This window comes from Shewanella aestuarii (assembly GCF_014647215.1).
Classification (GTDB): domain Bacteria; phylum Pseudomonadota; class Gammaproteobacteria; order Enterobacterales; family Shewanellaceae; genus Shewanella; species Shewanella aestuarii.
The window spans coordinates 230,292-256,392 of the sequence record NZ_BMOT01000006.1; the positions used below are offsets into that span (position 1 = coordinate 230,292).

A 26,101-nucleotide genomic window follows, 5' to 3' on the forward strand; every position below is an offset into this window, starting at 1 on the left:
AGCCGTGACTAATGCACACTTAACGCTGCACAGCTAACGCACATAAATAAAGGGATAAAGCGCGATATCAAAAAGCCTCCATCAACTTAAGCTGATGGAGGCTTTTATCACAAAGAAATGTTATCTATGGCTATCCGAGGTAAAACGGATCGTCAATGGATTTGGCCGGCAAGGTAAACCACTTAGCGCCCTCTGCGGTCATGTAGAAATGATCTTCATGTCGAATGCCAAATTCACCCGGCACACATAGCATAGGCTCGTTACTAAAACACATTCCCGTGGCTAATGGCGTGCGATCGCTTGTCACCAAATAGGGCCATTCATGAATATCTAAACCAATACCATGGCCTGTACGGTGTGGTAATCCTGGTACAGCATAACCTGGACCAAAACCCGCTTGTTCTAATACCTGTCTTGCTGCGGTATCAACATCGCCACAGGGTAAATCAACTTTAGCAATATTAAATGCCGCTAACTGAGCTTGTTGCTCTAATTGCCATAATTCACGCTGGCGCGCACTGGGCGTGCCAAATACGTAGGTGCGAGTGATATCTGAGTTATAGCCTTCTAATTGGCAACCGGTATCAATTAGCACAGTATCATTCTGGGATAAGGCTTTAGGCGATTTCACCCCATGTGGATATGCGGTATCTTCACCAAATAACACAATGCAAAAATAAGAACCACGAGCCGCGCCCACTTTACGGTGCGCCGCATCGATAAACGCTGTAACCTCATCGGTTGTAATGCCTTCATGCAATATACTGGCCGCCGCTTTATGCACCTCAAGGGTCATATTCATCGCCTGTTGGATCAACGCAAGTTCAGTGGATGACTTAATCATCCGGCAACCTGCGGTAACCGTTTTAGCATCAACCAGAGTTAATTGCGGCGCAGCTTTAGCAATACCATTACTGATAAAATAGGAGGTTGACTCATCTATGGCTAATTTTGCCCGAGTAATGTCCAATCCCATATATTCAAGTGTTTTAGCGACAAGTACATAAGGGCTTTCATCTTCAAGCCAAGTGTTCACCTCGCCCTTTACCACCATGAAGCCCTGCAATGTATCCAGTTCAAACGCTGGTGCAATATATTGCACTTTTCCCGTTGCCGGTAAAATGGCACCCACTAAGCGCTCACTGGCGTACCATCGCGTGCCAGTAAAGTAATAGAGATTGGTACCCGCATTGAGGTAAACCGCATCAATACCTTGCTGCTGCATAATAAGCTGTGCTTTGGCTATACGAGCCTCATACTCTGATAAAGCAATAGGTTCAACACCTTGAGTCATATTTTTTAAGCCTTCAAGGGCTTGCTGTGGGCTTACGCCGCCAATACCTATTGTCATTTTTGCTCCAATAATAAGTGAATGATTAACTCATAGCCTCGGTTCAAATTACCATAAACTGGCATTTTGGGAGGGTAATAATACTAGGTGTAGTATGATTGAAATTGTATACAATATAAAGTTACAATTGATTAGGTCAAGTTAAAGTACAGTTAACTTGCAACATCACAGCCGAGCTTGAGATAATCAGGCCATGTTACTTTCTTGCTCAACCCTATCACTGGAGTCGACTATTTATGTCCCAATCAGCTGTTATTGCAGAACGTTTAAGCGCTATTCGCCAGCAACTCACCCTCGAAAATATTGATGCTTTTATTATTCCACGCGCGGATGAGTACCTTGGTGAATACGTTCCAGCGAGAAACGAACGACTTCATTGGGCCACAGGTTTCACCGGCTCTGCAGGCATGGCTATTGTGTTAAAAGACACCGCCGCTATCTTTACCGATGGCCGATATACGGTTCAAGTTCCGCAGCAAGTCGACGGCACCTTGTTTCAATATTTAAGCCTAACTGACGACCCTCAGATTGAGTGGTTAGTTGACACATTAGGCGCGGGAAGCAAAGTCGGTATTGATAGCCGTTTACATACTTTAGCTTGGTATCAGCAAGCTAAAGCCCAATTTGATAAAGCTGACATTGAGTTAATCGATGTAAAACAAAACCCTATTGATGTGCACTGGCAAGACCGTCCACAACTGCCAACGTCTGCTTTTACCCTTTTCAGCCATGAAGCCGCTGGAAGAAACAGCTTAGACAAACGCCAACAAATAGGCGCTTTAGTTAAAAAACAAGGTGCTGATGTCGCACTCATCGCTGCGCTAGACTCTTTTTGTTGGTTACTGAATATTCGTGGTAACGACGTGCCTCGCCTACCGGTTATCTTAGGTAGCGCATTACTTGCTACAAATGGCGACATGACCTTATTTACCAACTTAAGCAAAGTGCCAAGCGGTTTTGCTGAGCATGTGGGCCAAGGCGTAACGGTAAAAGATGAAGCTGAACTAGCAACAGCATTAGCCTCATTAAAGGGGGTAAAATTACTGGCTGATCCGCATTCAGCTAACGCATTTTCACAACTTCAAGCTCAAGCTGCTGGCGCAAAACTGATTGCCGGACTTGATCCTGTCGCATTACCCAAAGCGCAAAAAAATGCTGCTGAGTTAGCCGGTATGAGAGCTTGTCATGTGCGTGATGGTGTTGCCGTTTCACGCTTTTTAGCTTGGTTAGATAACCAAGTTGAACAAGGTATTATGCATGATGAAGCGGTATTAGCGGCACAATTAGAAAGCTACCGTTTACAAGACTCACTGTACCGTGAGCCAAGCTTCGATACGATTTCGGCCACAGGCCCGAACGCTGCGATGTGCCATTACAATCATAATAATGGTACGCCAAGCACCATGACCATGAACAGCATTTACTTAGTAGATTCTGGGGCACAATACTTAGATGGCACAACGGATGTAACCCGTACCATTGCGATTGGCGATGTCTCTGACGAACAACGCAAAATGGTCACCTTAGTGCTAAAAGGCCATATCGCATTAGATTTAGCTCGCTTCCCTAAGGGCACTTCTGGTCAACAACTTGATGCCTTTGCCCGCCAACATTTATGGCAACATGGTTTTGATTATGATCACGGCACTGGGCATGGTGTGGGTCACTTTTTAAGTGTGCACGAAGGTCCACAGCGTATTGGTAAAAATGTTAACAATGTGGCTTTACTTCCTGGCATGGTGTTATCAAATGAGCCTGGTTACTACCGTACTAATGGTTTTGGTATTCGTCTAGAAAACTTAGTGATAGTGCAACATTGCGCAGCATTAAAAGGCAGCGAGCGTGAAATGTATGAGTTTGATGCCATTACATTGATCCCTATGGATGCACGTTTAATTGACAAGTCATTACTCACAACCGCTGAAATTAACTGGTTTAATCAATATCACGCCAAAGTACGTGAAACCTTAACGCCATTTATGCAAGGTGATGATTTAACATGGTTAAATAAAGTAACCGTGGCAATTTAAGCTAATAAAATATACCGACACAACACGGCGATCATCATAAGATCGCCGTTTTTATTTGATAAAGCGCAAGAACTATACAAACTCTATACAAAAGTTTGGTATACTCCGCGCCCGTCAAAACGAACCGCTAATGCGTGAATATGCCTCAGCGTGGCGTTGAAATAGACCCAAAATGCCAAATCCCCGCCGAAATAGACTGTCGGCTTGATGCTTAATTAGGAACTGAAACCATGAAATTTGAATCTTTTAGCTTCGCACCTGAACTACTCCGCGCGATCGCTGAATGCGGTTATCAGACAATGACCCCTATTCAACGCCAAGCTATTCCAGCGATTCGTCGTGGGGAGGATGTGTTAGCCAGCGCCCAAACGGGTACGGGTAAAACCGCTGCGTTTGCTTTACCAATCTTACAAAAAATGATGGAAAAGCCTAAAGATAGAATTGCCTCTAACACCCGCGTATTAATTTTAACGCCAACGCGTGAATTAGCGGCCCAAGTTGCTGACAACATTACCGCCTACGGTAAATACATGGATATCAATGTACTGACCATTTATGGCGGCGTAAAAATGGACAGCCAAGCCGTTAAAATGAAACGGGGTACCGACGTGATTGTGGCAACTCCGGGGCGTTTACTTGAACATATTTTATCGTGTAATTTAAGTTTATCCCACGTCGACTTTTTAGTCTTAGATGAAGCCGACCGCATGTTAGATATGGGCTTTAGTGCCGATATTGAAAAAATCATGCAAGCGGTTAATAAAAATCGTCAAAATTTATTGTTTTCGGCTACTTTCTCTACCGCGGTTAAAAAGCTGGCTAATGAGATGTTAAACAAGCCTAAAATCATTGCCGCTAACAATCAAAACAGTACTGCAGATACCATTAGCCAAGTGGTTTACCCTGTAGAACAGCGCCGCAAACGTGAATTGTTATCTGAACTGATCGGCACTAAAAATTGGCATAAAGTCATGGTTTTTAGCGCCACACGCGAAGACTGTGACCGCTTAGTCACTGAACTTAATTTAGATGGTATTCCTACCTCGGTTGTACACGGAGAGAAAGCCCAAGGCAGTCGACGCCGTGCATTACGTGAGTTTATGGAAGGTAAAATCCGCGTTTTGGTTTCAACCGAAGTAGCGGCTCGCGGCCTAGACATTCCTGATTTACAATATGTTGTAAACTACGACCTACCTTTCTTAGCCGAAGATTATGTTCACCGTATTGGCCGTACAGGTCGTGCTGGAAAATCAGGCATTGCCATTTCATTTGTCAGCCGTGAAGAAGAACGTACTTTAGCCGATATTGAAAAGCTGATTGGTCAAAAGATTCGCCGCATTACCGTACCAGGCTATGAAGTGAGTAACCGAGAGTTATTACTAAAGCAGATTCAAAAACGCCGTAGCTTTGCAAAAAGTAAGCAACGTGATGATGGTGCCAGCGCCCAAATGATTGCAGAAAAAAGTATGCAAGGTCGCCGAGTAACCGTTGGAAAAACAAAAGACGCTGTCAAATATAAAAAGATTAAGTAACTTCAATCTTGGTTGAATTTGCCCATAAAGCGCGACCTTCTGGTAGCGCTTTTTTATTATCCGTATCGGATTAGCTCATAAAAGTTACCCGTCGGATAAGGCCATTTTCAACTTCATACGCAGCAATCACTTTGACACTTCTATCAATCTTGTCTTTATCTTCACTAGCAGACTCAGCTAGCTCATGGTCAACCAAATACTGGCCTTGTACAATCCGAGTCAGTGATCTGGCATGCAAGTATTTAAGCTCAGCAAATTTAGCCCCGTATTTTGCCGTTAAATTGTCCTTACCTTGGTATTGAAGCCCACCAGCCAAAGTAAACACTTCAATATCATCATGATATGTAGCAGCAAAAGCGGCAATATCTCTAGCATTATAAGCCTCTAGCTGTTGGTCTATCAGTGAGATAGTGGCGAGTTCTTCGGCGGTATAATCACTGGGCATAGATCATTTATCCTTAATTATTAAGTCATTTATATGGCTCTAATTATTTTCCGTCTTGCACCATAGCGATAATCTTTACCGCCTTTTCAAAATGGTCCAGTTGATGTGTTTGTATCCACCAGGTCGCGACTTCCATTAACAGTTCAGGTTGATCATTTTTATTGGCAAAGAACGCATAAAAAGATAAGCCGACATTGTCACCTTTTTGCTCGATCTTGCGCTGGCAAACAGCAATCACGTTTTGTCTTAATGTTTGACGCATTTGACTTCCTTGTTGTCATCAATTTTTATCACAGATGAAATTTTTTACTCCACCTTCAGGTCTATACCTTTAATTCCAAATCTTACATTTTCAGGACACTTCATGTTTACTAAATTAATCATCAGCGCCGCAATAGTGCTTTCGAGCTTTACGGCAATCGCTAAACCCATCGCCTTAGATGAAAACAATATCAGCCCGTTACTCAATGGTCATGAGATCCCAAACATCAACTTACACACCATTGACGGTGAAGATGTTAATTTAAAAGAGTTAGTTAGCCGTAAAAATACCATGTTTTTTTTCTACCGTGGCGGCTGGTGCCCGTTTTGCAATGTTCAAATGGGACAACTGCAAGCCATTGAATCTAAGTTAGTGGCGATGAATATCCAATTAGTGGGCATTTCTCCAGACTCACCAGAAAAGCTCAAGGCTTCCATAACCAAAAATAAGCTCAATTATCTTTTGTTATCCGATGAAAAAATGCAAGCCGCTCAAGCATTTGGTTTAGCTTTCTTTACCAGTGACGAAGTCACTAAAATGTACCAAGCAAAGTTAGGGGTTTCTAATACCCTATTTAACATGCCGACTGGGGAAACTCGTTTAGTTTTGCCTGTCCCTGCAATTTATATGAGCGATAAAAGCGGACTGATCCAATTTATGTACGCCAATCCAAATTACAAAGTGCGCCCCGCGCCAGAGCTCATTTTATCTGCTGCCAGTTTACTTAACTAACCTGAAATTACACCTTACTTCCATGCTCCACTTTGGGTATAACAATACGCTTTGTTATACCTTTTTTTTGGGTTAATTTTATTCGTTTTTACATATACTTTGCTACACTTAAGCCATTCAATATACAACAAATATCGCTATGGCTCGCAAATCAATCCTGACTCAGCTAAACAAAGTGTTTATTTCAATTACCTTACTGGTCATTATTATCGCCAGCATTTTTGCATTTACTAGTCAAAAAATGCTGGCCACCAGCAATGCTATTTTACGTGCCGATTTGCCTTTAGAAATGGCCATCGAATCGATGAACTCAACACTAAAAGCCATGCAAACCAATGCTGCCTTATATTTGCTGGGTTATGCAGATCAAAAACAGCAATACCAAGTTAACTTAGCCCAACTTCAATCGATTAAAGATAATATTTCCCATCGCAAGCTGTTAACCAATGATGAACAGAACAATGCTTTTCACCACGTTAATCAATTAAGTAACGTCCTTAATCAGCAGTATCAAACCCTTATTTTTAATGTTTATTTTCCTGAGGATGAGGAAGCCGCAAAAAGAATTGCCACAAATCTATTGGAAAACAATGCCAAACCACTCGAGAAAATTATTGATTTCAGGGCTCAAGATGAAATAAAGGGCTCCCAGGAAAGCTCTGATGAAGAGGAATTACGCCATGATGATATACCGGCCATTCGCTATTACTTGCAACTGGTAGATGAAGCTGGTGACATGCAAAATGCATTAGCTAGCTACCTACTAAATGATAAAAATGCTAAACAGGAATTTGATCAAAACGGGGAAGAATTTATTAAATGGCTTAAATTATTAGAGCCCTTAGAGCAAGATGAGGATGAAGTTGCTGACATTGCTAATATCAAACAGCTTTTTGAGCAATTACTTGATGAAGGGCATCAATTATTTGCAATATATAACCCGGAGTCATTAGCATCAGCGACCCATGCTTTTAATAAATTGAAGCAAACACAAATAGAGAATATTGAACAGCAAATGTCAGTGCTACTTCGCAGCACCTCTAACCAAGTGATTAGCCAACTGGAAGAGTTAAAAAGCACCAATGTGAGAAGCATTATTTTGATCTCATTGTGCACCATGATCACCATTGTTCTATTAATATCATTAAGTTTTTACACTAAACGGACCATTTATTTTCCGATAGAAAAATTGGCAAAAGCAGTGGATGCACTTCGCCTTGGTGAGCGAAACATTCAATTTAACCATAATGATGACGAACTCGGCGAGGTATTCAGTAACGTCGAAAAATTTCAGCATGACTTATGCCATCTTGACGAATTGCAATTCAATGAAACTCAATATAAACAGCAGTTAGAGCTTGAGCGAGACAAATTACAACAGGCGTTAGATACCTTGCAGCAAGCGCAGAAAAAGCTAATTAATAGCGAAAAAATGGCCTCCCTCGGTGCGTTAGTGGCTGGCATAGCGCACGAAATTAACACCCCGGTAGGCATTGCCGTAACCATTAGCTCAACCTTTGAGTCTCGAATCAAAGAGTTTATGACTCAAGCAAAAACAGGGCAATTAAATCTATCTGATTTAGAATTGTTTGAGCAAGAAAGCCTAGAAGGTTTAGTCATCATGCAGCGGGCACTGAATCGCGCGGCTGAACTCATTCATAGTTTTAAACAAGTGGCTATCGATCAATCTAGCAATAAACGTCGGGTGTTTTTACTCGATGAAATGCTTAACGAAGTGTTCAATACCTTAAAGCATCAAATTAAGCGCTCAACTTATACCATCTCAATAGATTGCCCATCTGACATTGTGATGGACAGTTATCCAGGGCCTTTTGGTCAGGTCATCACCAACTTATTTAATAACGCCATTATTCATGGATTTGATGGCGTCAAAAATGGCGATATCAGAGTCAAAGTTACCCTTGAAGAGCACAATAAAATTAGGCTGCAATTCAGTGACAATGGCCTCGGAATATCTGCTCTACACATAGAAAAAATATTTGATCCCTTTTTCACCACCAAACTCGGTCAAGGTGGTTCTGGACTCGGTATGAATATTGTCTATAACATAGTCAATAATATTTTAGGTGGCGATATTGCTGTGAACAGCCACAATGGCACCACATTTACCCTTATCATCCCCATCAGTGCGCCCAATTAATTACAGCACAAGGAGCGTGAGTAATGAGCGATTTTTTCCTAAAAATCATCAACGATAAACCGGCTAGTACTGATACTCAGACGACCCAAAAACAAGATGACTTGCCAACTTCAACTAAAGTTGAACCTTGGATTATTGGGATTATTGATGATGAACCCGGTATGCATGAGGTGACTAAGCTGGCGCTCTCTCGCGTAGAAATATTAGGCAGGCCTTTAGCCTTTGTAAGTGCTTATGATGCAACCGAAGGCTATAACATCATTAGGGATAACCCTAACATGGCATTAGTGTTTCTTGATGTTGTTATGGAAACAGAAGATGCAGGCTTAAAGCTGGTAAAACGTATTCGACAAGAGCTTAAAAACAAATTTGTGCAAATCATTTTACGTACTGGCCAACCTGGTTTTGCCCCTGAAGAAAAAGTCATTATTGATTATGAAATTAATGCCTATAAAACCAAAAGCGAACTTACACGTGCCAAACTATTCACCGCATTAGCCACTGGTATTCGCAGCTTTAGACAGATCACCGCATTAGAAAAAAGTCGTCAGGGTTTACGCGCAATTATTGATGCATCATCAAATTTACTTCAAGAGCGCTCTGTGTTTGACTTCTCTAGCGGCGTATTGAATCAAATTGGAGCCTTGTTTGATATTGAGGCTGAAAGTATTTTTTGTGTATCTCAACGCCCACAAAATGGTCCGTCAGCCATTATTAGCAGCCAAAGCGATGATTATGTAGTCGTGGCTGCCAACCATAAATACCAACCACTGTTTGGAAAAGGTCTGACAAAACTGGATAGTGAAGATCGCGCTATTCAAGCCGTTCATCAAGTGCTAAAACAAAAATCACATCTTTTTAATGACGATTTTAGCTGCCTGTATTTATCCACCCCTTCACTTTGGGAAGGCGTGATTGTTGCCGAGAAAGCAGACAAGCTCAAATTCGTTGACCAAGAACTATTGCAAGTTTTTTGTATGAACGTTGCTGTTGGTTTAGAAAATGCCAAATTTTTTAACTATCTGAATAAAGCGGCTTACTATGATGATGTAACCGGTTTACACAGTCGTGCAGGTTTTATCGATTATGCCCGTTCATTCCATCACCAACATGGTGATGATATTTGTCTGTATTTAATTGATGTGGATTACTTTCACAACATTATTGAAAGTCTCGGCTATGAATTTGGCAATAAAATACTCAAACGCATCGCTACCCATCTATTATCATCGTATGGTGATGAAGTGTTACTGGCTCGGTTACACTCAGATGTATTTGCCTTACTTCTGCCAAACAGTCGAACCAAAGCGCAGGATATCGCCCTAAGAAGTTCATTTCCCTTCAATATTGAAGAGCACTCTATTCGATTAGGCGTAACGGTTGGTGCTGCGCAGTATTCTAATGAGTACATCCAACATCCACCGCAAGATGGTAACCACCACCATGAATCAAGCTTTGATGCTGGCTTACTACTTCGTCATGCTGAAATTGCCTTAAAGGTAGCCAAAGAAAACCGCCGCGGCTCAGGTGAGTTGTTTGATTCTGGCTATGAAATTGACTCCTACAACCGCATGAATCTATTGAATGATTTACGTAATGCGATTACCCATCAAGAACTCTTCTTAGTTTTACAGCCTAAAGTACATACCACAGATGAAACCATCATAGGCTATGAAGCGTTACTGCGTTGGAATCACAAAGAAAAAGGCGCTATTCCACCAGGGGCATTTATTCCGGCGGTTGAAAAATCAGGTTTATACTATGATGTTGATTTATATGTGGCTAAAGCAACCTGCCAACTACTTAACGACTACCCTCAAATCACCCATCCGATTTCAATTAATTTGTCAGCAAATTCACTTAATCATGAAACCTTTGTTGATGATCTCTTCGCTATTTTCAAACAGGCGAATATTGGATTAGACAGAATTGAGTTAGAAATCACTGAAAATGCATTAATTCATTCTGACTCCGCCATCAGGGAATTAGATAGACTTGCTGATTATGGCTTTACAGTGTGTCTGGATGATTTTGGTGCTGGTTACTCGTCTTTGGGGTATTTACTGAGATTACCTTTAAATACCATCAAAATAGATCGCGCTTTTGTGTCTCATTTAGTCGATAACAACAATGCTCAAATCGTTTTAGAGGGCATTATTCATATGGGCACCAAACTTGGCAAAGAAATGATTGTTGAGGGAGTAGAAACAGAGCAACAACTTGCCGTGGTTAAAAAGATGGGCGTCAATGTGATCCAAGGTTTTTATTTTTTCAAACCTCTGACCATTGAACAAGTACTCAATTTATCAACACAATATCAGATATAAGCATGTCAGAATTAACTCACTCAAAGTACACTATGCCCGATTAACTAAAACGACTATGTATTTTTGCTAAAGCACCTGCATTGGAATAGATAAAAGCATGATTGAAACGTATAACGCAGCAATACTCGAATTGGCTCTAGCGGGTATGCAAGATTTAACTGAATCCAATAAATCGCATAAAGGGCAACGTACTTTGGCACAAGAAAGCCACTTTTTATGCAGTTGGATGGTAGATGCACTTAAAACAAAACGCTTTTCCAAATTAGTGGCGGATGATTTAACGCAATGGATCCGTCTCGGTCGCAGCCAAGGTGCTGGCGCGCAACTAAAACAGCTTCTTGAACGCATTATAGTGCAATACCAAACAGCGAAAACATCTGAACTCGGCACGGCACTAGACGCTATGATTGAAGATTTTAAACAGCAAAATTGGTTAGTGATTACAGACACCCCCTTATCGACTAAGTTAAAGCTAGAAGGTGATGGTCAATCCAGTATCGTTATTTGTGCCGAACAACTGCTAACCCATCGTAAAGATAAGGAAATCGTCAAACCCGTTGCTATTTATGTGCGAGGAGATGAAAACACGTTAGCTAAAAATGCGTTGGCGCAGGGATTGTTGCTAAGTCAGGCCAATAAAAAGAACAGTCTGATAAAGCACCATAAGACCTATATGGTTACCCCGAAAAACTTACACCAAAGCCTTTGTTTATTAGCCATTGAATAAGACTAAAGTTACTCAGCCCAGCCACTAAAAAGGTTGAATATTTCAATTTAAATGATATACCTAATATGTAGTTTGTTTCCAAAAAAGGATAATCATTGAAATCTCTATCATATGCCTTAGGGGCGTTTTTACTTATGACGTTCTGCAGCTGTGCATCTGCAGACGTCGTGTTAAAGTATAATATCAACGGCTCTAGCGGTTGGGTGCCTTACTACATTCCTTACCAACCTGAAAATCCAGGCATTTTGGCTGAACTTGTCCCGAAAATTTTAGTGTTAGCTCAAATTGAAAATGAAAAACATAACTATCCACCTAAGCGAACCAATCAAGCGTTAGAAACTGGCTTGTTGGACTTTGATCTCGTCAGTCCTAGCTGGTTTCCAAATGAAGATATGGGAGAGCTTTTCGTTCAATCCGATGCCATTATTCAGATAAAAGAAAATATTATTACCCTTGAAGAAAATGCTCAAAAATGGTCTGACATCAATACCATTAAAAAACAGTCAATAGGCACTGTTAGAGGATATCTATACCACGATGACAGCTTATTCACTCGGGTTGACTTCACCTCAGAAAGAGAGCTTATTAAAGCTTTACACAAAAACAGAATTGAGGCCGCTATTTCAGGCGACCTACCTGCGCTTTATTGGAGTAACAAACTTGATCAAAAAATCGCCCTAGCCGCAGTGCATTCTAACGGGGTGTTAGTCATGCGTTTACGTAAAGAGCACCATTTATTACTGCCTCAAATTAACGCAGCTATCGCGCATCTTAAGGCTGATGGTACCATTAACGCCATTATTGATAAGTACACCAAACCAATAGTGCGAACCCAATAATCGGGGCTTTGTTAGCTAAAATGGGTTTAAGCTATAGCCTTGTTGAGCCAGTAGAGCATGTGCGCTCAGTGCTGACAGCGCCATCTCTACACCAGGTAGTAAATCCTCTACACCAATTCCATAATAAGCTGCCGTTTGTCCACAAACATAAAATTTAACCTGATGCGGAGTTAATGCTGCAATCAAAGCCTCATTTGCATTGACGGCCCCTTTATTCAGTTTTTGATAAAGTGCCCCTGTCATATCGACAGCGGCTTTACCATGTACAACCATAGCTAACTCTATGTTTTCCAATTTAACCCCATTAGCAACATGCATATTAATAAAACGCGCTAAGGTATCTATTTGACGATTTATTTTTCCCTCATCAGCAGCCCGACCTAAATCGAACGCTACCTTGAACCTGACGTTTTCCGGAATAGGTAGCTGATTATTGACTTCCGCTATATTGCCAAATTCTTTTATCACAGGGCCTGACTTAAATGCCGCTAATCCAGATTCCGCATGACTGGCTGTACTCAAGATTAAAAAAACTAAGCAGGCAATATTAAGGGTGTAATTAATGGCTTGGGGGATAATTTTCATAGTATTCCTTCATTGTGTGTTAGGCCTGTTGAATGTTAAAGGTTTTAACTTGCACAAACTTCAACCAGAAAAGTTCGACGGGCCCTAGTTGTTTATCCGTTCTCATCAAAGATATACTAGCAGCTGATTTTTTGATGTGTAGTCTGAAATGAGCATAAGACAAATTACTGCCAATGATTGGCCAGCGATAATGGCGATTCAACAGAGTTGCTATCATGATATTACTCCTGAATCACTTGAAAGCATGCAGAGCAAATGGCGAGTCTCACCAAACTCTTGCATGGTCTATGAATATCAAAACCAAATTATGGCTTATATATTGACTCACCCCTGGCAAAAAGGTGATGCACCAAAACTAGACAGTGTTTTGAGCTCAATTAAAGAAACCAAATCGCTGTATATTCATGACATGGCAGTATCGCCTTCGGCCCAAGGTTTAGGCGTTGCCAAAAAATTGGTTAACCAGGTGATTACCATTTCAACTAATTCAGATTTCGCTGGTATAGGTTTAATCGCCATTCAGGGTGCTAGAACATTTTGGCAAGCTTTCGGCTTTCAGCCTTTTGACAATATTAGCGGTTCATTATCAGCGTCATTAGCCAGTTATAGTGATGATGCATGCTACATGTACCTGCAAGCAGATAAGGCTAAATAAGACATGCACCCCACTGTAATAACCATAGGGTTACTTTGTTTAAGCAATATTTTTATGACATTTGCTTGGTACGGTCACCTCAAAACGATGAATAGCAAGCCTTGGATTGTTGCTGCATTAGTTAGCTGGGGAATTGCGTTATTCGAATATTTATTACAGGTTCCAGCAAATCGTATTGGTTATACGGTTATGAACGTGGGACAATTAAAGATTCTGCAAGAAGTAATCACCTTAAGTTTATTTGTCCCCTTTGCGGTCTGGTACCTCAAAGAGCCACTTAAACTAGATTACCTTTGGGCAGGTTTGTGCATTCTCGGTGCAGTTTATTTTATTTTTAGAAGCGACATGTGATCGCGTGAGGATTGTTAATGGCACGCCAAGTGATTTATACCTACAAAGGCAAAACCAAAACCATCGCCTTTAGTTACGACAAACACCATGACCTATATGAAGCCGCTGCAGAGGCTGAAGGTATTGATTTAACCGGTTTTCTTGCAATGGAAAAGCAAGTGGCATTAACCTCTAAAAAAGGTGCAAAAGCGGAGAAAGAGTTTCGACAAACCGAATTTAGCCGTTTTGGTTTCACCAGCATCAAGTTTGTTCGCGATGAAGATGAAACGAAATAAGGCAGAGTAATATGTTGAATACAGAACATGCCAACTTCCCTCGCGCAGGCTTTTTTCGCCGCTTAGGGGCTATGATCTACGACTTACTGCTTGCTGTAGCGGTTTATATGATTGCTGGAGCAATAGGTTTTGGCATTTTTTACGGTTTACATACCATGGGATTGATTTCACTGGGCGGCTTTGAGCATATCTCTGACACCTTGAATAATACGCCAATCTACAAAGGAATTTACCAGTTGTGGTTAGCGCTATGGGTATGCGGTTTTTACGCACTATTTTGGAGTAAAGGCGGTCAAACCTTGGGAATGCGAGCTTGGCGATTGAAAGTGCAACATCCTAATGGACAAAACCTCAGTTTCATTACCGCTTGTGCGCGTGTGGTATGGTCTTTAGCGGGGGTTGGTAACGTGTTTATTCTGCTAAATAGTGACAAACTGGCGTTGCAAGATAAGCTAACCCGCTCTGAAGTGGTGGTGTTGTCGGTTGAAGCTAATCAAATGCGGAATTGGCGCGGAGCTTAACCCGAAAGCTGAAACTGATGGCTACCAGCTGCTGGTTACCAGGATCATAAATATCAAAAAACGCGCAGTAAGCGCGTTTTTTATTCTATCAAAAGCTTAATAGGTTAACGTTTAAAAATATCGATAATTTCACGAGTGTTTTCCATTACCTGAATGACTGTTCCATCGACATTTACCGATACTCTTCCATCTTTATCTCGAGGAGAAATAATTTCACCACGAGAGAAAATATCACGGCTTAAAATATCCCCTTTAGCGAGTTTTTTTTGCCAACCAGGAGGCAATGGCTTACCTTCAGCAACCTTTTTCTGCAGCCCTGGAGGAAGTGATTTATTGTTGTCGTCATATCTATCGTTATACGCTTCTCTGTCTTTGTCTTTCTTTTTGTCGTTATGTTTTTCGCTATATTTTTCGTTATGTTGGTCGTTTTGCTTGTCGTTTTTAGCAATAGCGGCAGGCATTATTAGTGACGCGATAACAACAGCTAAACATGAATAAAATGTTTTCATTCTCATTTCCCTTTGTTTACAACTTGAACAGGTGCGAATAAGTTAAGACTACTTTCGTATGTAATACAAAGCTACGCCAGTAAATAAAATACTCGGCGCAATAGCCCCAACCATTGCGGGTAAGTTATATACCATGCTCATTGGACCAAAAATTTGGTTGCTGATGTAAAAACTGAACCCAGCAACCACACCGAGTAATACCCTCGCCCCCATGGTAACAGTGCGTAATGGGCCAAATACAAACGACAAGGCAACCAGCATCATCACCGCAACTGTGACTGGCTGCATAATTTTACGCCACAGGGCTAACTCATATCGACTGGCGTCTTGTTGGTTGACTTCTAGGTATTCTAAATATCCTAGTAGCCCTTGAATAGATAATGCTTCTGGTTTTACGGATACGACACTGAGTTTGTCAGGCGTTAAGGTTGAACGCCATTGCTCAGAAGGTGTCTCAACCAATTCAATGCGCTCATCTGATAATAATGTGGTGGTGACATCGGTTAAACGCCACTCATCATTTTCATGTTCAAACTGAGCTTTTTTTGCTTGGGTTAATTGTACTAATTTCGATTGTGAATCAAATTTATATAAGGTGATATTATTTAATTTATCAATATCTTGTACTTCAGAAATATTAACAAACAAATCGCCATCTTTAGCCCAAATCCCGCGTTGTGACTTAATTAAACTGCCACCCGATATTTTTGTTGCCTGCAGTTCTTTGGCAGATTGCTCCGCTACAGGAGCGCCCCACTCGCCTAATGCCATCACCATAATCATCAATGGAATAGCCGTTTTCATAGCTGACTGAGTGATTTGTAACCTGGACATGCCGGACGCCTGCATTACCACTAGTTCTGAATTTGACGCTAACATCCCCATACCAATTAAGGCTCCAAGTAACACCGCCATAGGGAAGAACATCTCAACATCACGAGGGATTAAATACAGTACATAAACGCCAGCGTCCATCATGCTATAACTGCCGCGGCCAACTAATCTAAGTTGATCTACCCACTTAATAATCCCCGACAATCCTGTCAGCACGAGTAGACATAAAGCAGAGGCACTCAAAATGACTCTAGAAATGTATAAATCAATTATGTTCATAGCTGTACCTGCTTATTGGTTTTAAACAGGCTACGGAATTTAAATCTTGCAGGACGCTCTTTGCCGAGTAACAAAATGCCCATAATCAATGCACAAGCATGGATCCACCACATACCGAGATAAGCAGGAACAACCTCATCTTGTAAGGCTTTGCGACCCGCAACCATCAATCCAAAATAACCTAGGTATAACAATATCGCAGGGAACATTTTGGCAAATTTCCCCTGACGAACATTCACTCTTGCTAGGGGTACGGCAATTAAGGTCAATAACGGAATTGATAAAGGTATAGCTAAACGCCACTGAAATTCAGCAACGGCTTCAGGGCCTGTAGAATCCAGTAACTGCTCAATCGGCATCGCGGAAAGCTTACGGCCGCGTTCGTCGACTTCTTGCTCTTTAATTTCCATTTTATAACCACCAAACTCAATAATTTGATAGTTCATGGCATTAGGACTGCCTTGATATCGCAAGCCACTTTCAAGTTGTAACTGTTGACTACCATATTCATCTTCAATCACTTTACCTTGTTGAGCGACAACAATATTCGTTAAACCATTTTCATCATTTGCATCTGGCAGCTGGGCGACAAAAACTTTATCTAGCTTATTATCTTTGCTGATTTTCTCAACAAAAAGAACCGCGCGGCCGTTAGGGCTGGTTTGAAAACGGCCTTGAGTTAATGCTGCTAACCCCGCTTCAGATTGTGCCTGCTCAAGCACTTGGTTTTGCCTTTCTTCAGCCCAGGGGGCAACATAAAGCGCTAAATATGCTGTGAACAGCATATTTACAACAGCAAGGATTAATGTCACACGAGTCACATACCACTCGCTGACACCCACACCATGCAATACCACCATTTCATTTTCGGCATACATTCGCCCGTGGGCCAATAAAATACCCAAAAAGAAACTTAACGGTAAAATTAATACAGTAAGTTGAGGCAGATTTAGCCCCAATAATGTCATCACTAATGATGCCGGAAATTCGCCATCTGAGGCATCGCCTAAAACACGGACAAATTGTTGGCTAATAAAAATAGTTAACAGCACGGTAAGTACGGCTAATTGTGCTTTTAAAACTTCGCCAATCAAGTATCTAAATACAATCACAAATAGGATCCAAGGGCTAAACGTATCTTTTTACTGGTATCAGAGTTACTTTCATGTAAACTGTCTACTTTTAGCAGTTTTGATAGTTTTCTGACCAGCTCGGAAGGTGCTAAACAGCTAAGGTTCAGGCCAATTAAGTCGTCTCAGTTATAACGCTTATTTTGCCTACATGCCAGTAGCTTATCACTTTAAAGTTGATCTGCGGCCATTCGGCCCGAAAGCAAACATTATCTTATAAATATAAAAATTTGTCTTTAAGAATCTAGGAGTGCTCATGGAGTTTAGCGTAAAGAGCGGTAGCCCCGAAAAGCAACGTTCAGCGTGTATCGTTGTTGGTGTATACGAACCTCGCCGTCTATCTGGCATCGCAGAGCAGTTAGATAAAATCAGTGAGGGTTACATTAGTAATCTTCTTCGTCGTGGCGACCTAGAAGGTAAGCCAGGACAAATGTTATTACTACACCACGTACCTAACGTGTTGAGTGAACGTGTATTATTAGTTGGTTGTGGCAAAGAGCGTGAGCTAGACGAGCGCCAATACAAACAAATTATCACTAAGACCATTAATACATTAAACGAAACAGGCTCTATGGAAGCCGTGTGCTTTTTAACTGAACTGCACGTTAAAGGTCGCGACACTTATTGGAAAGTGCGCCAAGCGGTTGAAACCACTCATCAGAGTTTGTATACCTTTGATGCATTAAAAACACGCAAAGGCGAAACCCGTCGTCCGTTACGTAAAATGGTATTCAATGTTCCTACTCGTCGTGAATTAACCATAGGTGAAAAAGCGATTGAGCATGGCGCTGCGGTATCACAAGGCATGTCATTATGCCGTGATGTGGCAAACATGCCGCCAAACATCTGTAACCCAGCCTACCTTGCTTCTCAAGCCCGTCAAATGGCAGAGACTTACGAAACACTAAAAGTGTCAACCGTAGGTGAAGAGCAAATGGCTAAGTTAGGTATGAACTCATATCTTGCTGTAGGTCGCGCCAGTGCCAATGAATCCATTATGACCATTATGGAATATCAAGGCGCTGTCGACAGCACTCAAAAGCCCATTGTACTTGTCGGTAAAGGATTAACCTTTGACTCAGGCGGTATCTCATTAAAGCCTGGCGAAGCCATGGACGAAATGAAGTACGACATGGGTGGTGCTGCAGGTGTTATCGGTGCGATGAAAGCCCTGTGTGAAATGAAATTGCCTATCAATGTTATCGGTGTACTCGCGGGTTGTGAGAACATGGTTTCAGGTAGCGCATACCGTCCTGGTGATATTCTGACCACTATGTCAGGTCAAACCGTTGAAGTATTAAATACTGATGCAGAGGGCCGCTTAGTATTGTGTGACGTATTAACCTACGTTGAACGTTTTGACCCAGAGTTAGTTATCGACACAGCCACGTTAACCGGTGCGTGTGTGATTGCCCTTGGTAAACATGCTTCAGGTTTATTCAGCTCACATAACCCACTAGCCCACGAAATTTTAAATGCGGGCGAGCAAAGTGGTGACCGTGCATGGCGTATGCCGTTATGGGATGAGTACCAAGATTTGTTAGACAGTCCTTTTGCTGACATGACTAACTTAGGTGGCCGTCCAGCGGGTTCAATCACCGCAGCTTGTTTCTTGTCTCGCTTTGCTAAAAAGTACAACTGGGCACATTTAGATGTGGCTGGTACGGCTTGGAATAGCGGTGCAAACAAAGGTTCAACCGGTCGCCCAGTGCCAATTTTGACTCAGTTCCTAATTAACCGTTCAGGCATTGAAATCAACGAATAAGCTGATTCAACTAAAGCGATATATTCTTTAAGGCGAAGAGCTCACTCTTCGTCTTTTTTATTGCCTTAAAAAGCATGCCGTTTGCCCCATTAACCCCACTCCATTTTTAGTGTAAACTCACCCTTACCTTATTCACCTGTAAAAGCATCAACACAATGTCACAAACCGTGTTTTACCTTATGCCTGATAATCATAATCAAATGAGTGCATTAGATGCGGTCTATTTAGCAGCCTGCCAATTAGCAGAGCAACATTATAGACAACAAAAACAGGTATATATTCATTGCCAAACAAAACAACAAGCCTATGCCATTGATGAACTTTTATGGCAATTTGAACCAAGCTACTTTGTACCGCACAACTTAAAGGGTGAAGGCCCGGTGACAGGAGCTCCTGTTGAAATTGGCTTTGATACCCTTGGCCCGAATAAAAGTCGCCAAGTTCTGATTAATCTTGCAGACCAAGTGCCCCAATTTGCGGTAAACTTGGCGCATATTATCGATTTTGTGGCTAATGATGACACATTAAAAGGCATCGCAAGAAAGCGCTACCGTGATTATCAAACACTTGGGTGCCAGGTAACAACCCAAGCTTTAGCCGAATAAACACTAAATTTAGATTGAGATAAAACGCCCCCATGGAAAAAACATACGATCCTAAGTCTATCGAACAAACGCTTTACCAAAACTGGGAAGAGCAAGGTTACTTCAAGCCACACGGTGATGAATCACAAGGCAATTATTGCATCATGATCCCGCCGCCAAATGTGACAGGTAGCCTGCACATGGGCCATGCATTCCAAGATACCATCATGGATACCCTCACCCGCTATCAGCGTATGAAAGGTAAAAATACCCTATGGCAAGTAGGTACTGACCATGCGGGTATTGCGACTCAAATGCTGGTTGAGCGTAAGATTGAAGCTGAAGAAGGCAAAACCCGTCATGACTTAGGCCGTGATGCGTTTATGGATAGAGTTTGGGACTGGAAAAAACAGTCTGGCGGAACCATTACTAAACAGCTTCGTCGTATGGGCGCATCTGTTGATTGGGATCGCGAGCGTTTCACTATGGATGAAGGCTTATCAAAAGCGGTACAAGAAGTATTTGTGCGCTTGTATGAAGACGACCTAATTTATCGTGGTAAGCGCCTAGTGAACTGGGACTGTAAGTTGCACACGGCTATTTCAGATCTTGAAGTTGAAAACAAAGAAAAACAAGGCCATATGTGGCACTTCCGCTACCCATTAGCGGAAGGTGCATTAACGGCTGATGGTAAAGACTATTTAGAAGTTGCCACCACACGTCCAGAAACCATGCTAGGTGACAGCGCGGTTGCCGTGCATCCAGATGATGAGCGTTATCAGTCATTAATTGGCAAATTTATTTTATTGCCAATCGTAAACCGTTTAATTCCGATTGTAGCGGATGACTATGTCGACATGGAATTTGGTACGGGCTGCGTAAAAATCACCCCTGCGCACGACTTTAACGATTATGAAGTCGGCAAACGTCATGCATTACCTATGTACAACATCTTTACCTTAGATGCTGCGGTACGTGAATATGTTGAAGTGATTAACACTGACGGCACACCAAACAAAGATATCGAAATCGCTTTACCAGAGCGTTATGTCGGCCTAGATCGTTTTAAAGCTCGTACCGCAATTGTGGAAGAGTTTGAGACCTTAGGTTTACTTGAAAAAATCGCCCCACATGGTTTGAAAGTTCCTTATGGCGATCGCAGCGGCGTGGTGATTGAGCCACTGCTAACCGACCAATGGTATGTTGCGGTTGCCCCAATGGCAAAAACCGCATTAGAAGCCGTTGAAAATGGCGACATCAAGTTTGTACCACAGCAATACGAGAACATGTATTACTCGTGGATGCGCGACATCAATGACTGGTGTATTTCACGTCAGCTATGGTGGGGACACCGAATTCCTGCTTGGTACGACCAAAATGGCAAAGTGTATGTGGGTCGCGATGAAGCAGAAGTGCGTAGCAAACATAACCTTGATGATGCTATCACTTTACGCCAAGACGATGACGTATTAGATACTTGGTTTAGTTCGGCCTTATGGACCTTCTCAACTTTAGGTTGGCCTGACAACTTAGAAGATTTAAAAACCTTCCACCCAACAGATGTGTTGGTTACTGGTTTTGACATCATTTTCTTCTGGGTTGCCCGAATGATCATGATGACAATGCACTTCATTAAAGATGAAGACGGCAAGCCACAAGTCCCTTTCAAAACCGTTTATGTGACAGGACTTATTCGCGACGAAGCCGGTAACAAGATGTCTAAATCAAAGGGTAACGTTCTTGACCCGTTAGACATGATTGACGGTATTGATTTAGAAAGTTTAGTGAGCAAGCGCACTGGCAATATGATGCAGCCACAATTGGCCGCAAAAATTGAAAAAAGTACCCGTAAAGAATTTAGCGAGGGCATTGAAGCCCACGGTACCGATGCACTGCGCTTTACCTTAGCGGCAATGGCCTCAACAGGACGCGACATCAACTGGGACATGAAACGTCTCGATGGTTACCGCAGTTTCTGTAACAAGTTATGGAATGCATCACGTTATGTGCTAATGAATACCGAAGTTCAGGCCGATCCTGAAAGCAATCTTGCGGGAGTTCCACTCGATTGTGGCCAACTGTTGGTTGATGGCAAACCCGGTGAAATGACACTTTCATTAGCAGACCGCTGGATTATTGGTTTATTTAACCAAACGGTTAAAACCTTTGAAGATCACATGGCGGCATACCGTTTCGACTTAGCAGCGAATACCTTATATGAGTTCACATGGAACCAATTCTGTGACTGGTATTTAGAATTAACTAAGCCCGTAATGCAAAATGGCAGCGAAGCCGAGCAACGTGGTACTCGTCATACTTTGGTTACCGTGCTTGAACAAATGCAACGTTTAATGCACCCCATTATGCCATATATTACCGAAACCATTTGGCAACGGGTTAAGCCGTTGGCTGGTGTGACAGGCGACACCTTAATGCTAGCAAGCTTTCCAACATATCAAGCGGATAAAGTTGATGCTGCAGCAATGGCTGATCTTGAGTGGGTTAAGCAAGTGATTGTCGCTGTGCGTAATATTCGTGCTGAATTGAATATTGCCCCATCAAAGCCACTTAATGCCTTATTACGTGGTGTGAGCTATGAAGACCGTATTCGTCTTGAAGCGAACCAACCATTCTTTGCTAGCTTAGCCAAATTAGAGTCTATGACGATTCTGAATGAAGGTGAAACTGCGCCAATGTCGACCACCCAGTTAATCGGTAATATGGAATTACTGATCCCAATGGCAGGTTTAATTGATGTAGCAGCCGAAATGGCACGTATCGATAAGCAACTTGAAAAGTTAAGCCAAGAAGTTAGCCGTATTGAAGGCAAATTATCAAACCAAGGTTTTGTGGCAAAAGCGCCAGCTGCGGTGATTGATAAAGAGCGTGAAAAAATGACCAGTTTAAGTCGTGATATTGAAAAATTAAACGAACAAAAAACGGAACTGGCTAAACTAGAAGCTTAACAATAACCTGTAGTTATCCCTAAGCCTGAAGCCAGTACATTTGTACTGGCTTTTTATTTAGCTAAACAAATGTGACAAGTTGTAACGCACTAAATTAATTAGCTATTTATTTTTGCACTCGATCCCCCCAAGCGGCATAATGCTGCAAACATGTTAAAAAAGATGGCCATATGAAACAAAAATACTCATTCATCACCCCAGCTCTATTGTTGTTATTAACGGCATGCGGAGGTGGAGGAGAATCATCTGAGCCACCAGTGACACCACCTACTGTCACGCCACCCGTCACTCCGCCTCCAGTAGAAACGACTGCACCCACCATTGCTGCCATCCCTCCATTAACCGAATGGAATGAACAAGCAATTACTATTAGCGCGAATGTGACCCTTGATCCCAGTGTGACAGCGACTTATCAATGGCAACAAACCGCAGGTGCGGAAATCATTCTCAATGATGCTGATAAGCAGACTGTCATTATTGATGCTTCACAATTAGAAAGTGACGCTGCTGTCACCCTTAAACTAACCGTCACAGACAGTAAAAACAAAACCGCGTCGACTCTAGTTAATATCAGCCTTAACGATCGTATTTCTGCAGCGATGAAAACTGGCGATGCCAGTGATATTAATGGCCCACTAGTCACGACCTTGATTAAGCGCCTTGATAAGGACTTTATTCAATCTCAGCAGTTGCAAAGTAGTTTTTTGAACAGCATTTTTAGCACTGATGCCATCGTATTTGAACCGGGTCAGCACTCACAATTGATTGAGATTAATAATGCGATTCATGGTTACCCTCATAATCCAACATTTGAATTACTCAAAGGCAATCAAGGGCGTATTTTCGCTGCAGCCAGCATACAACAGGGCGTTAATCATGCTGCATTTGGTACCGATATTTTTAATCGACTCAATGCTGGACACTTCGCGGAATTTGAAGCGAGTTTTAAGCGTTTATTAGCTTGGCAAATGCAACAAACATTAACTGATTCATCAACTAACCGCATCAGTATTTTTGGCCTAAATGAATCAGGTGCAAATCGGGTAAAAACCTGGTTTACAAGTCATTATCCTAATATGATCGTCACTCTTTGTGCCGATAGTGCGGCAACGGATGAGGCATTAACAAGTTGCGTTAATGACAGTGATTTAGTGGTTGTTGCCTCAGATGAAATTTTTACCGATCTGCAAATTAATACTGTATTAGATTCTGCGTTAACCCAGAAAAAGCCCTTACTTTATACCCACAGACATTCTTGGAATAGCAAACCACAAACCGCAATTGTGTTAGGTAAAATTCACTTTTCAATGCAAGCACCAGGTGGCCCTGGTAATTTTTTCAATACGGATAAAGCTAATTGGAATACCGTTACTGACATGCTGCAAGCCTCACCATTATTCAGTGATGAGCAAAAATGGGTTAAAGGATTTTTAAAGCAAGAATTTCCGTTTAATTTCAGCCTTTGCCAAACAGAATGTGATGCGTTGTATAGCGACAATTATCGCCCAAGTTTACAATTGATAAAGCAGCGAATTAACCTGTTAGACCAACAAAATGTGGCACTTTTTGAGCAAACTGATAGCCATGCTATTTATCAAAAAATGGTTCTACTTGGCGATGTATATCGTCAGGACATCAGCTATCCAATGAATGTCGCCAGTTTAGACAATTTAAGTTTCGCCAAAGCCTACTTTGCCGATCACAGTGTTGCCTACACTCGCTCATTTAGCATGGTACCTAATTCACTCGGTAACTTTAGCCGCACTGATTTTAGCCATGTGACACCTACAGACAAGCAAGTCAGCATGAGCAGTAAAAGTGGATTTCGCTCTACAGGGGTGTATCACATACCAGGTAAACCAATGCGAATCACGCGTTTGGACAATAGTGCTGTCCGCACTTGGGTATTTATCAATACCCAACGGTCAGCATCCACCAAAGAATTTGGCGAAAATACGTATAACAGACCTAAATATTTGCAGTCTCCTCAAATTGAACTCAAAAAAGGCGAAACTATCACCCTAACCAGCGCCTATGGTGGACCGGTTCAAATACGCTTTGACCAGTCAGATGTGAGTACACAGTTCAGCTTTAACAATATCGGCGAACATCCATATTGGCGTGATGGCTTGGATGCGAACACCTTTGCTACAGCGCTTGCTCAGGCTGATTATGATTGGGCCGAAATAGCCAGCCCGCATTTTGAAGTGCATTCGCAAACAGATAAAATGCAACAAACCATGACGCTTTATTCACGTTGGAACACCGCAGATACTATGGCTGAAGCCATGAACAACAACTTACATAATTTGCCGCATGTGTTAGCGGGATTTCAGGGCCCGAATATAGACAGTGTTGCTGAAATCGTTGACTTTGCGAGTAGCCACAACTTAGCGGTGACGCAGTTGAACACGGTAAAACATATGAATGCAGACCAAGCAACCTGTGGTTCTGGCTGCTCAGGTAACCCTTACGATGCATTTTGGCATTTTAATCCACTTGGTCATGGTGATATTCATGAACTCGGTCACGGGTTAGAACATTCAAAATTGCGTTTTGATGGTGTCGATGGTCATGCGTCAACTAACCCGTATTCTTATTACACTAAGTATATGAACTACTTATCTTTAGGTGAGCTACCAAACTGTCAGTCATTACCGATTAAAAATGAGTTTGATTTACTGCAGCAAAGTGTTCAAACCGCTGATCCATCGGCCTTTATGAAAGCCGCCAATCTAAATGGTTGGAGCCAAGGTATGTCAATTATGGTGCAGATGTACGCCACAGCACAAAAGCAAGGTGCCGTATCTAATGGCTGGCATTTATTGCCTAGATTGCACATCATTTTGCGCGAGTTTGAAGCGAGCAAAAATGAACTGAATAAGTGGGATGGGATTAAAGCTCAGCTTGGCTTCAGTCTTTTTGATCAAAACGAGGCTAAATCAATCAGCAATAATGATTTTCTGGTCGTTGCCATGAGCCATGCCACTCAACTCAATTATCTGCCACTGTTTGATATGTGGGGATTAGCGGTTTCAGATAAAGCCAAGTTACAAGTGAACCAATTTGGCTATCCAGCAACCATAAAACAGGTTTTCGCATTTGAAAAAGATGGTTATTGCTACGGCTTAGATATGCCAACCCTTGCCATTGATGGTATTCAAACTTGGCCTTTTAATTAGTGCTGTAAAATATCAACTAAGACAGCAAGAGGGTTAATATGTTTAGCCCTCTTGTTTTC

Annotated in this window: 22 protein-coding genes; 15 read left to right on the top strand and 7 right to left on the bottom strand. The window is 41.9% G+C overall.

Annotated features, from left to right (window positions below):
• Positions 1 to 130 precede the first annotated feature (130 nt).
• Positions 131 to 1,351: a M24 family metallopeptidase gene (locus IEY03_RS10975; protein ID WP_188841520.1), complete on the bottom strand. Its 1,221-nt coding sequence runs from the start codon at positions 1,349 to 1,351 to the stop codon at positions 131 to 133.
• A 236-nt stretch (positions 1,352 to 1,587) separates the two neighbouring features.
• On the opposite strand from IEY03_RS10975, the gene IEY03_RS10980 reads away from it, so the two are divergent.
• Entirely contained in the window at positions 1,588 to 3,381 is a 1,794-nt protein-coding gene (locus IEY03_RS10980) for an aminopeptidase P family protein (protein ID WP_188841522.1), read from the top strand.
• A gap of 230 nt (positions 3,382 to 3,611) precedes the next feature.
• Positions 3,612 to 4,913: a DEAD/DEAH box helicase gene (locus tag IEY03_RS10985; RefSeq protein WP_188841524.1), complete on the top strand. Its 1,302-nt coding sequence runs from the start codon at positions 3,612 to 3,614 to the stop codon at positions 4,911 to 4,913.
• Positions 4,914 to 4,983: 70 nt separating this feature from the next.
• Here IEY03_RS10985 and IEY03_RS10990 read toward each other — a convergent pair whose 3' ends face one another.
• Positions 4,984 to 5,358 carry a nuclear transport factor 2 family protein gene (locus tag IEY03_RS10990; protein WP_188841526.1) on the bottom strand — a complete coding sequence of 125 codons (375 nt, stop codon included), beginning with the start codon at positions 5,356 to 5,358 and terminating at the stop codon, positions 4,984 to 4,986.
• A gap of 43 nt (positions 5,359 to 5,401) precedes the next feature.
• Positions 5,402 to 5,620 carry a DUF6500 family protein gene (locus IEY03_RS10995; RefSeq protein WP_188841528.1) on the bottom strand — a complete coding sequence of 73 codons (219 nt, stop codon included), beginning with the start codon at positions 5,618 to 5,620 and terminating at the stop codon, positions 5,402 to 5,404.
• Between the two features lie 102 nt (positions 5,621 to 5,722).
• Between IEY03_RS10995 and IEY03_RS11000 the strand changes: the two genes are divergently transcribed.
• The 5 genes from IEY03_RS11000 (at position 5,723) to IEY03_RS11020 (ending at position 12,406) form a co-directional block, all read left to right on the top strand.
• Positions 5,723 to 6,352 (top strand): peroxiredoxin-like family protein, encoded by a 630-nt coding sequence (locus IEY03_RS11000; RefSeq protein ID WP_188841530.1) that lies wholly within the window; start codon positions 5,723 to 5,725, stop codon positions 6,350 to 6,352.
• Positions 6,353 to 6,491: 139 nt separating this feature from the next.
• A complete protein-coding gene (locus IEY03_RS11005) occupies positions 6,492 to 8,513 on the top strand; it encodes a sensor histidine kinase (RefSeq protein ID WP_188841532.1) in 2,022 nt (673 codons plus the stop codon).
• 23 nt (positions 8,514 to 8,536) lie between these two features.
• Positions 8,537 to 10,840 (top strand): bifunctional diguanylate cyclase/phosphodiesterase, encoded by a 2,304-nt coding sequence (locus tag IEY03_RS11010; protein WP_188841534.1) that lies wholly within the window; start codon positions 8,537 to 8,539, stop codon positions 10,838 to 10,840.
• Positions 10,841 to 10,937: 97 nt separating this feature from the next.
• Positions 10,938 to 11,567 carry a DUF2913 family protein gene (locus IEY03_RS11015; protein ID WP_188841536.1) on the top strand — a complete coding sequence of 210 codons (630 nt, stop codon included), beginning with the start codon at positions 10,938 to 10,940 and terminating at the stop codon, positions 11,565 to 11,567.
• A 134-nt stretch (positions 11,568 to 11,701) separates the two neighbouring features.
• Positions 11,702 to 12,406, top strand: a complete 705-nt coding sequence (locus IEY03_RS11020) for a substrate-binding periplasmic protein (RefSeq protein ID WP_188841604.1) — start codon at positions 11,702 to 11,704, stop codon at positions 12,404 to 12,406.
• A 15-nt stretch (positions 12,407 to 12,421) separates the two neighbouring features.
• Here the strand turns inward: IEY03_RS11020 and IEY03_RS11025 are convergent, their stop codons facing one another.
• The gene (locus IEY03_RS11025; RefSeq protein WP_188841538.1) at positions 12,422 to 12,991 is read right to left on the bottom strand and encodes a DsrE family protein; all 570 of its coding nucleotides are present in this window, start codon (positions 12,989 to 12,991) and stop codon (positions 12,422 to 12,424) included.
• A gap of 148 nt (positions 12,992 to 13,139) precedes the next feature.
• Here IEY03_RS11025 and IEY03_RS11030 point away from each other — a divergent pair, with 148 nt between their 5' ends.
• The 4 genes from IEY03_RS11030 to IEY03_RS11045 are packed head-to-tail and all read left to right on the top strand — an operon-like array spanning position 13,140 to position 14,793.
• The gene (locus tag IEY03_RS11030) at positions 13,140 to 13,646 is read left to right on the top strand and encodes a GNAT family N-acetyltransferase (RefSeq protein WP_188841540.1); all 507 of its coding nucleotides are present in this window, start codon (positions 13,140 to 13,142) and stop codon (positions 13,644 to 13,646) included.
• A gap of 3 nt (positions 13,647 to 13,649) precedes the next feature.
• Entirely contained in the window at positions 13,650 to 13,997 is a 348-nt protein-coding gene (locus tag IEY03_RS11035) for a DMT family protein (protein ID WP_188841542.1), read from the top strand.
• 17 nt (positions 13,998 to 14,014) lie between these two features.
• Entirely contained in the window at positions 14,015 to 14,272 is a 258-nt protein-coding gene (locus tag IEY03_RS11040; protein ID WP_188841544.1) for a DUF2960 domain-containing protein, read from the top strand.
• A gap of 11 nt (positions 14,273 to 14,283) precedes the next feature.
• On the top strand, positions 14,284 to 14,793 hold the full coding sequence (locus tag IEY03_RS11045; protein ID WP_188841546.1) for an RDD family protein: 510 nt from the start codon (positions 14,284 to 14,286) through the stop codon (positions 14,791 to 14,793).
• Positions 14,794 to 14,897: 104 nt separating this feature from the next.
• Here IEY03_RS11045 and IEY03_RS11050 read toward each other — a convergent pair whose 3' ends face one another.
• Genes IEY03_RS11050 through lptF form a run of 3 tightly spaced genes read right to left on the bottom strand, consistent with a single transcriptional unit; the run spans position 14,898 to position 17,527 of the window.
• Positions 14,898 to 15,302 carry a hypothetical protein gene (locus IEY03_RS11050; protein WP_188841547.1) on the bottom strand — a complete coding sequence of 135 codons (405 nt, stop codon included), beginning with the start codon at positions 15,300 to 15,302 and terminating at the stop codon, positions 14,898 to 14,900.
• 48 nt (positions 15,303 to 15,350) lie between these two features.
• A complete protein-coding gene (lptG, locus tag IEY03_RS11055) occupies positions 15,351 to 16,415 on the bottom strand; it encodes an LPS export ABC transporter permease LptG (protein WP_188841549.1) in 1,065 nt (354 codons plus the stop codon).
• Complete coding sequence (gene lptF / locus IEY03_RS11060; RefSeq protein ID WP_188841551.1) at positions 16,412 to 17,527, bottom strand: LPS export ABC transporter permease LptF; 1,116 nt, start codon at positions 17,525 to 17,527, stop codon at positions 16,412 to 16,414. The genes lptG and lptF overlap by 4 nt, the downstream gene beginning before the upstream one ends.
• 274 nt (positions 17,528 to 17,801) lie before the next feature.
• On the opposite strand from lptF, the gene pepA reads away from it, so the two are divergent.
• The 4 genes from pepA to IEY03_RS11080 all read left to right on the top strand — a co-directional run bounded on the left by pepA (position 17,802) and on the right by IEY03_RS11080 (position 26,042).
• Positions 17,802 to 19,310 (top strand): leucyl aminopeptidase, encoded by a 1,509-nt coding sequence (gene pepA / locus IEY03_RS11065; protein ID WP_188841553.1) that lies wholly within the window; start codon positions 17,802 to 17,804, stop codon positions 19,308 to 19,310.
• Positions 19,311 to 19,465: 155 nt separating this feature from the next.
• The gene (locus IEY03_RS11070) at positions 19,466 to 19,915 is read left to right on the top strand and encodes a DNA polymerase III subunit chi (RefSeq protein WP_188841555.1); all 450 of its coding nucleotides are present in this window, start codon (positions 19,466 to 19,468) and stop codon (positions 19,913 to 19,915) included.
• Between the two features lie 32 nt (positions 19,916 to 19,947).
• Positions 19,948 to 22,860, top strand: coding sequence for a valine--tRNA ligase (locus tag IEY03_RS11075; RefSeq protein ID WP_188841557.1), 2,913 nt, complete (start codon positions 19,948 to 19,950; stop codon positions 22,858 to 22,860).
• Positions 22,861 to 23,030: 170 nt separating this feature from the next.
• Complete coding sequence (locus tag IEY03_RS11080; RefSeq protein WP_188841559.1) at positions 23,031 to 26,042, top strand: ImpA family metalloprotease; 3,012 nt, start codon at positions 23,031 to 23,033, stop codon at positions 26,040 to 26,042.
• The last annotated feature ends 59 nt before the right edge of the window (positions 26,043 to 26,101 follow it).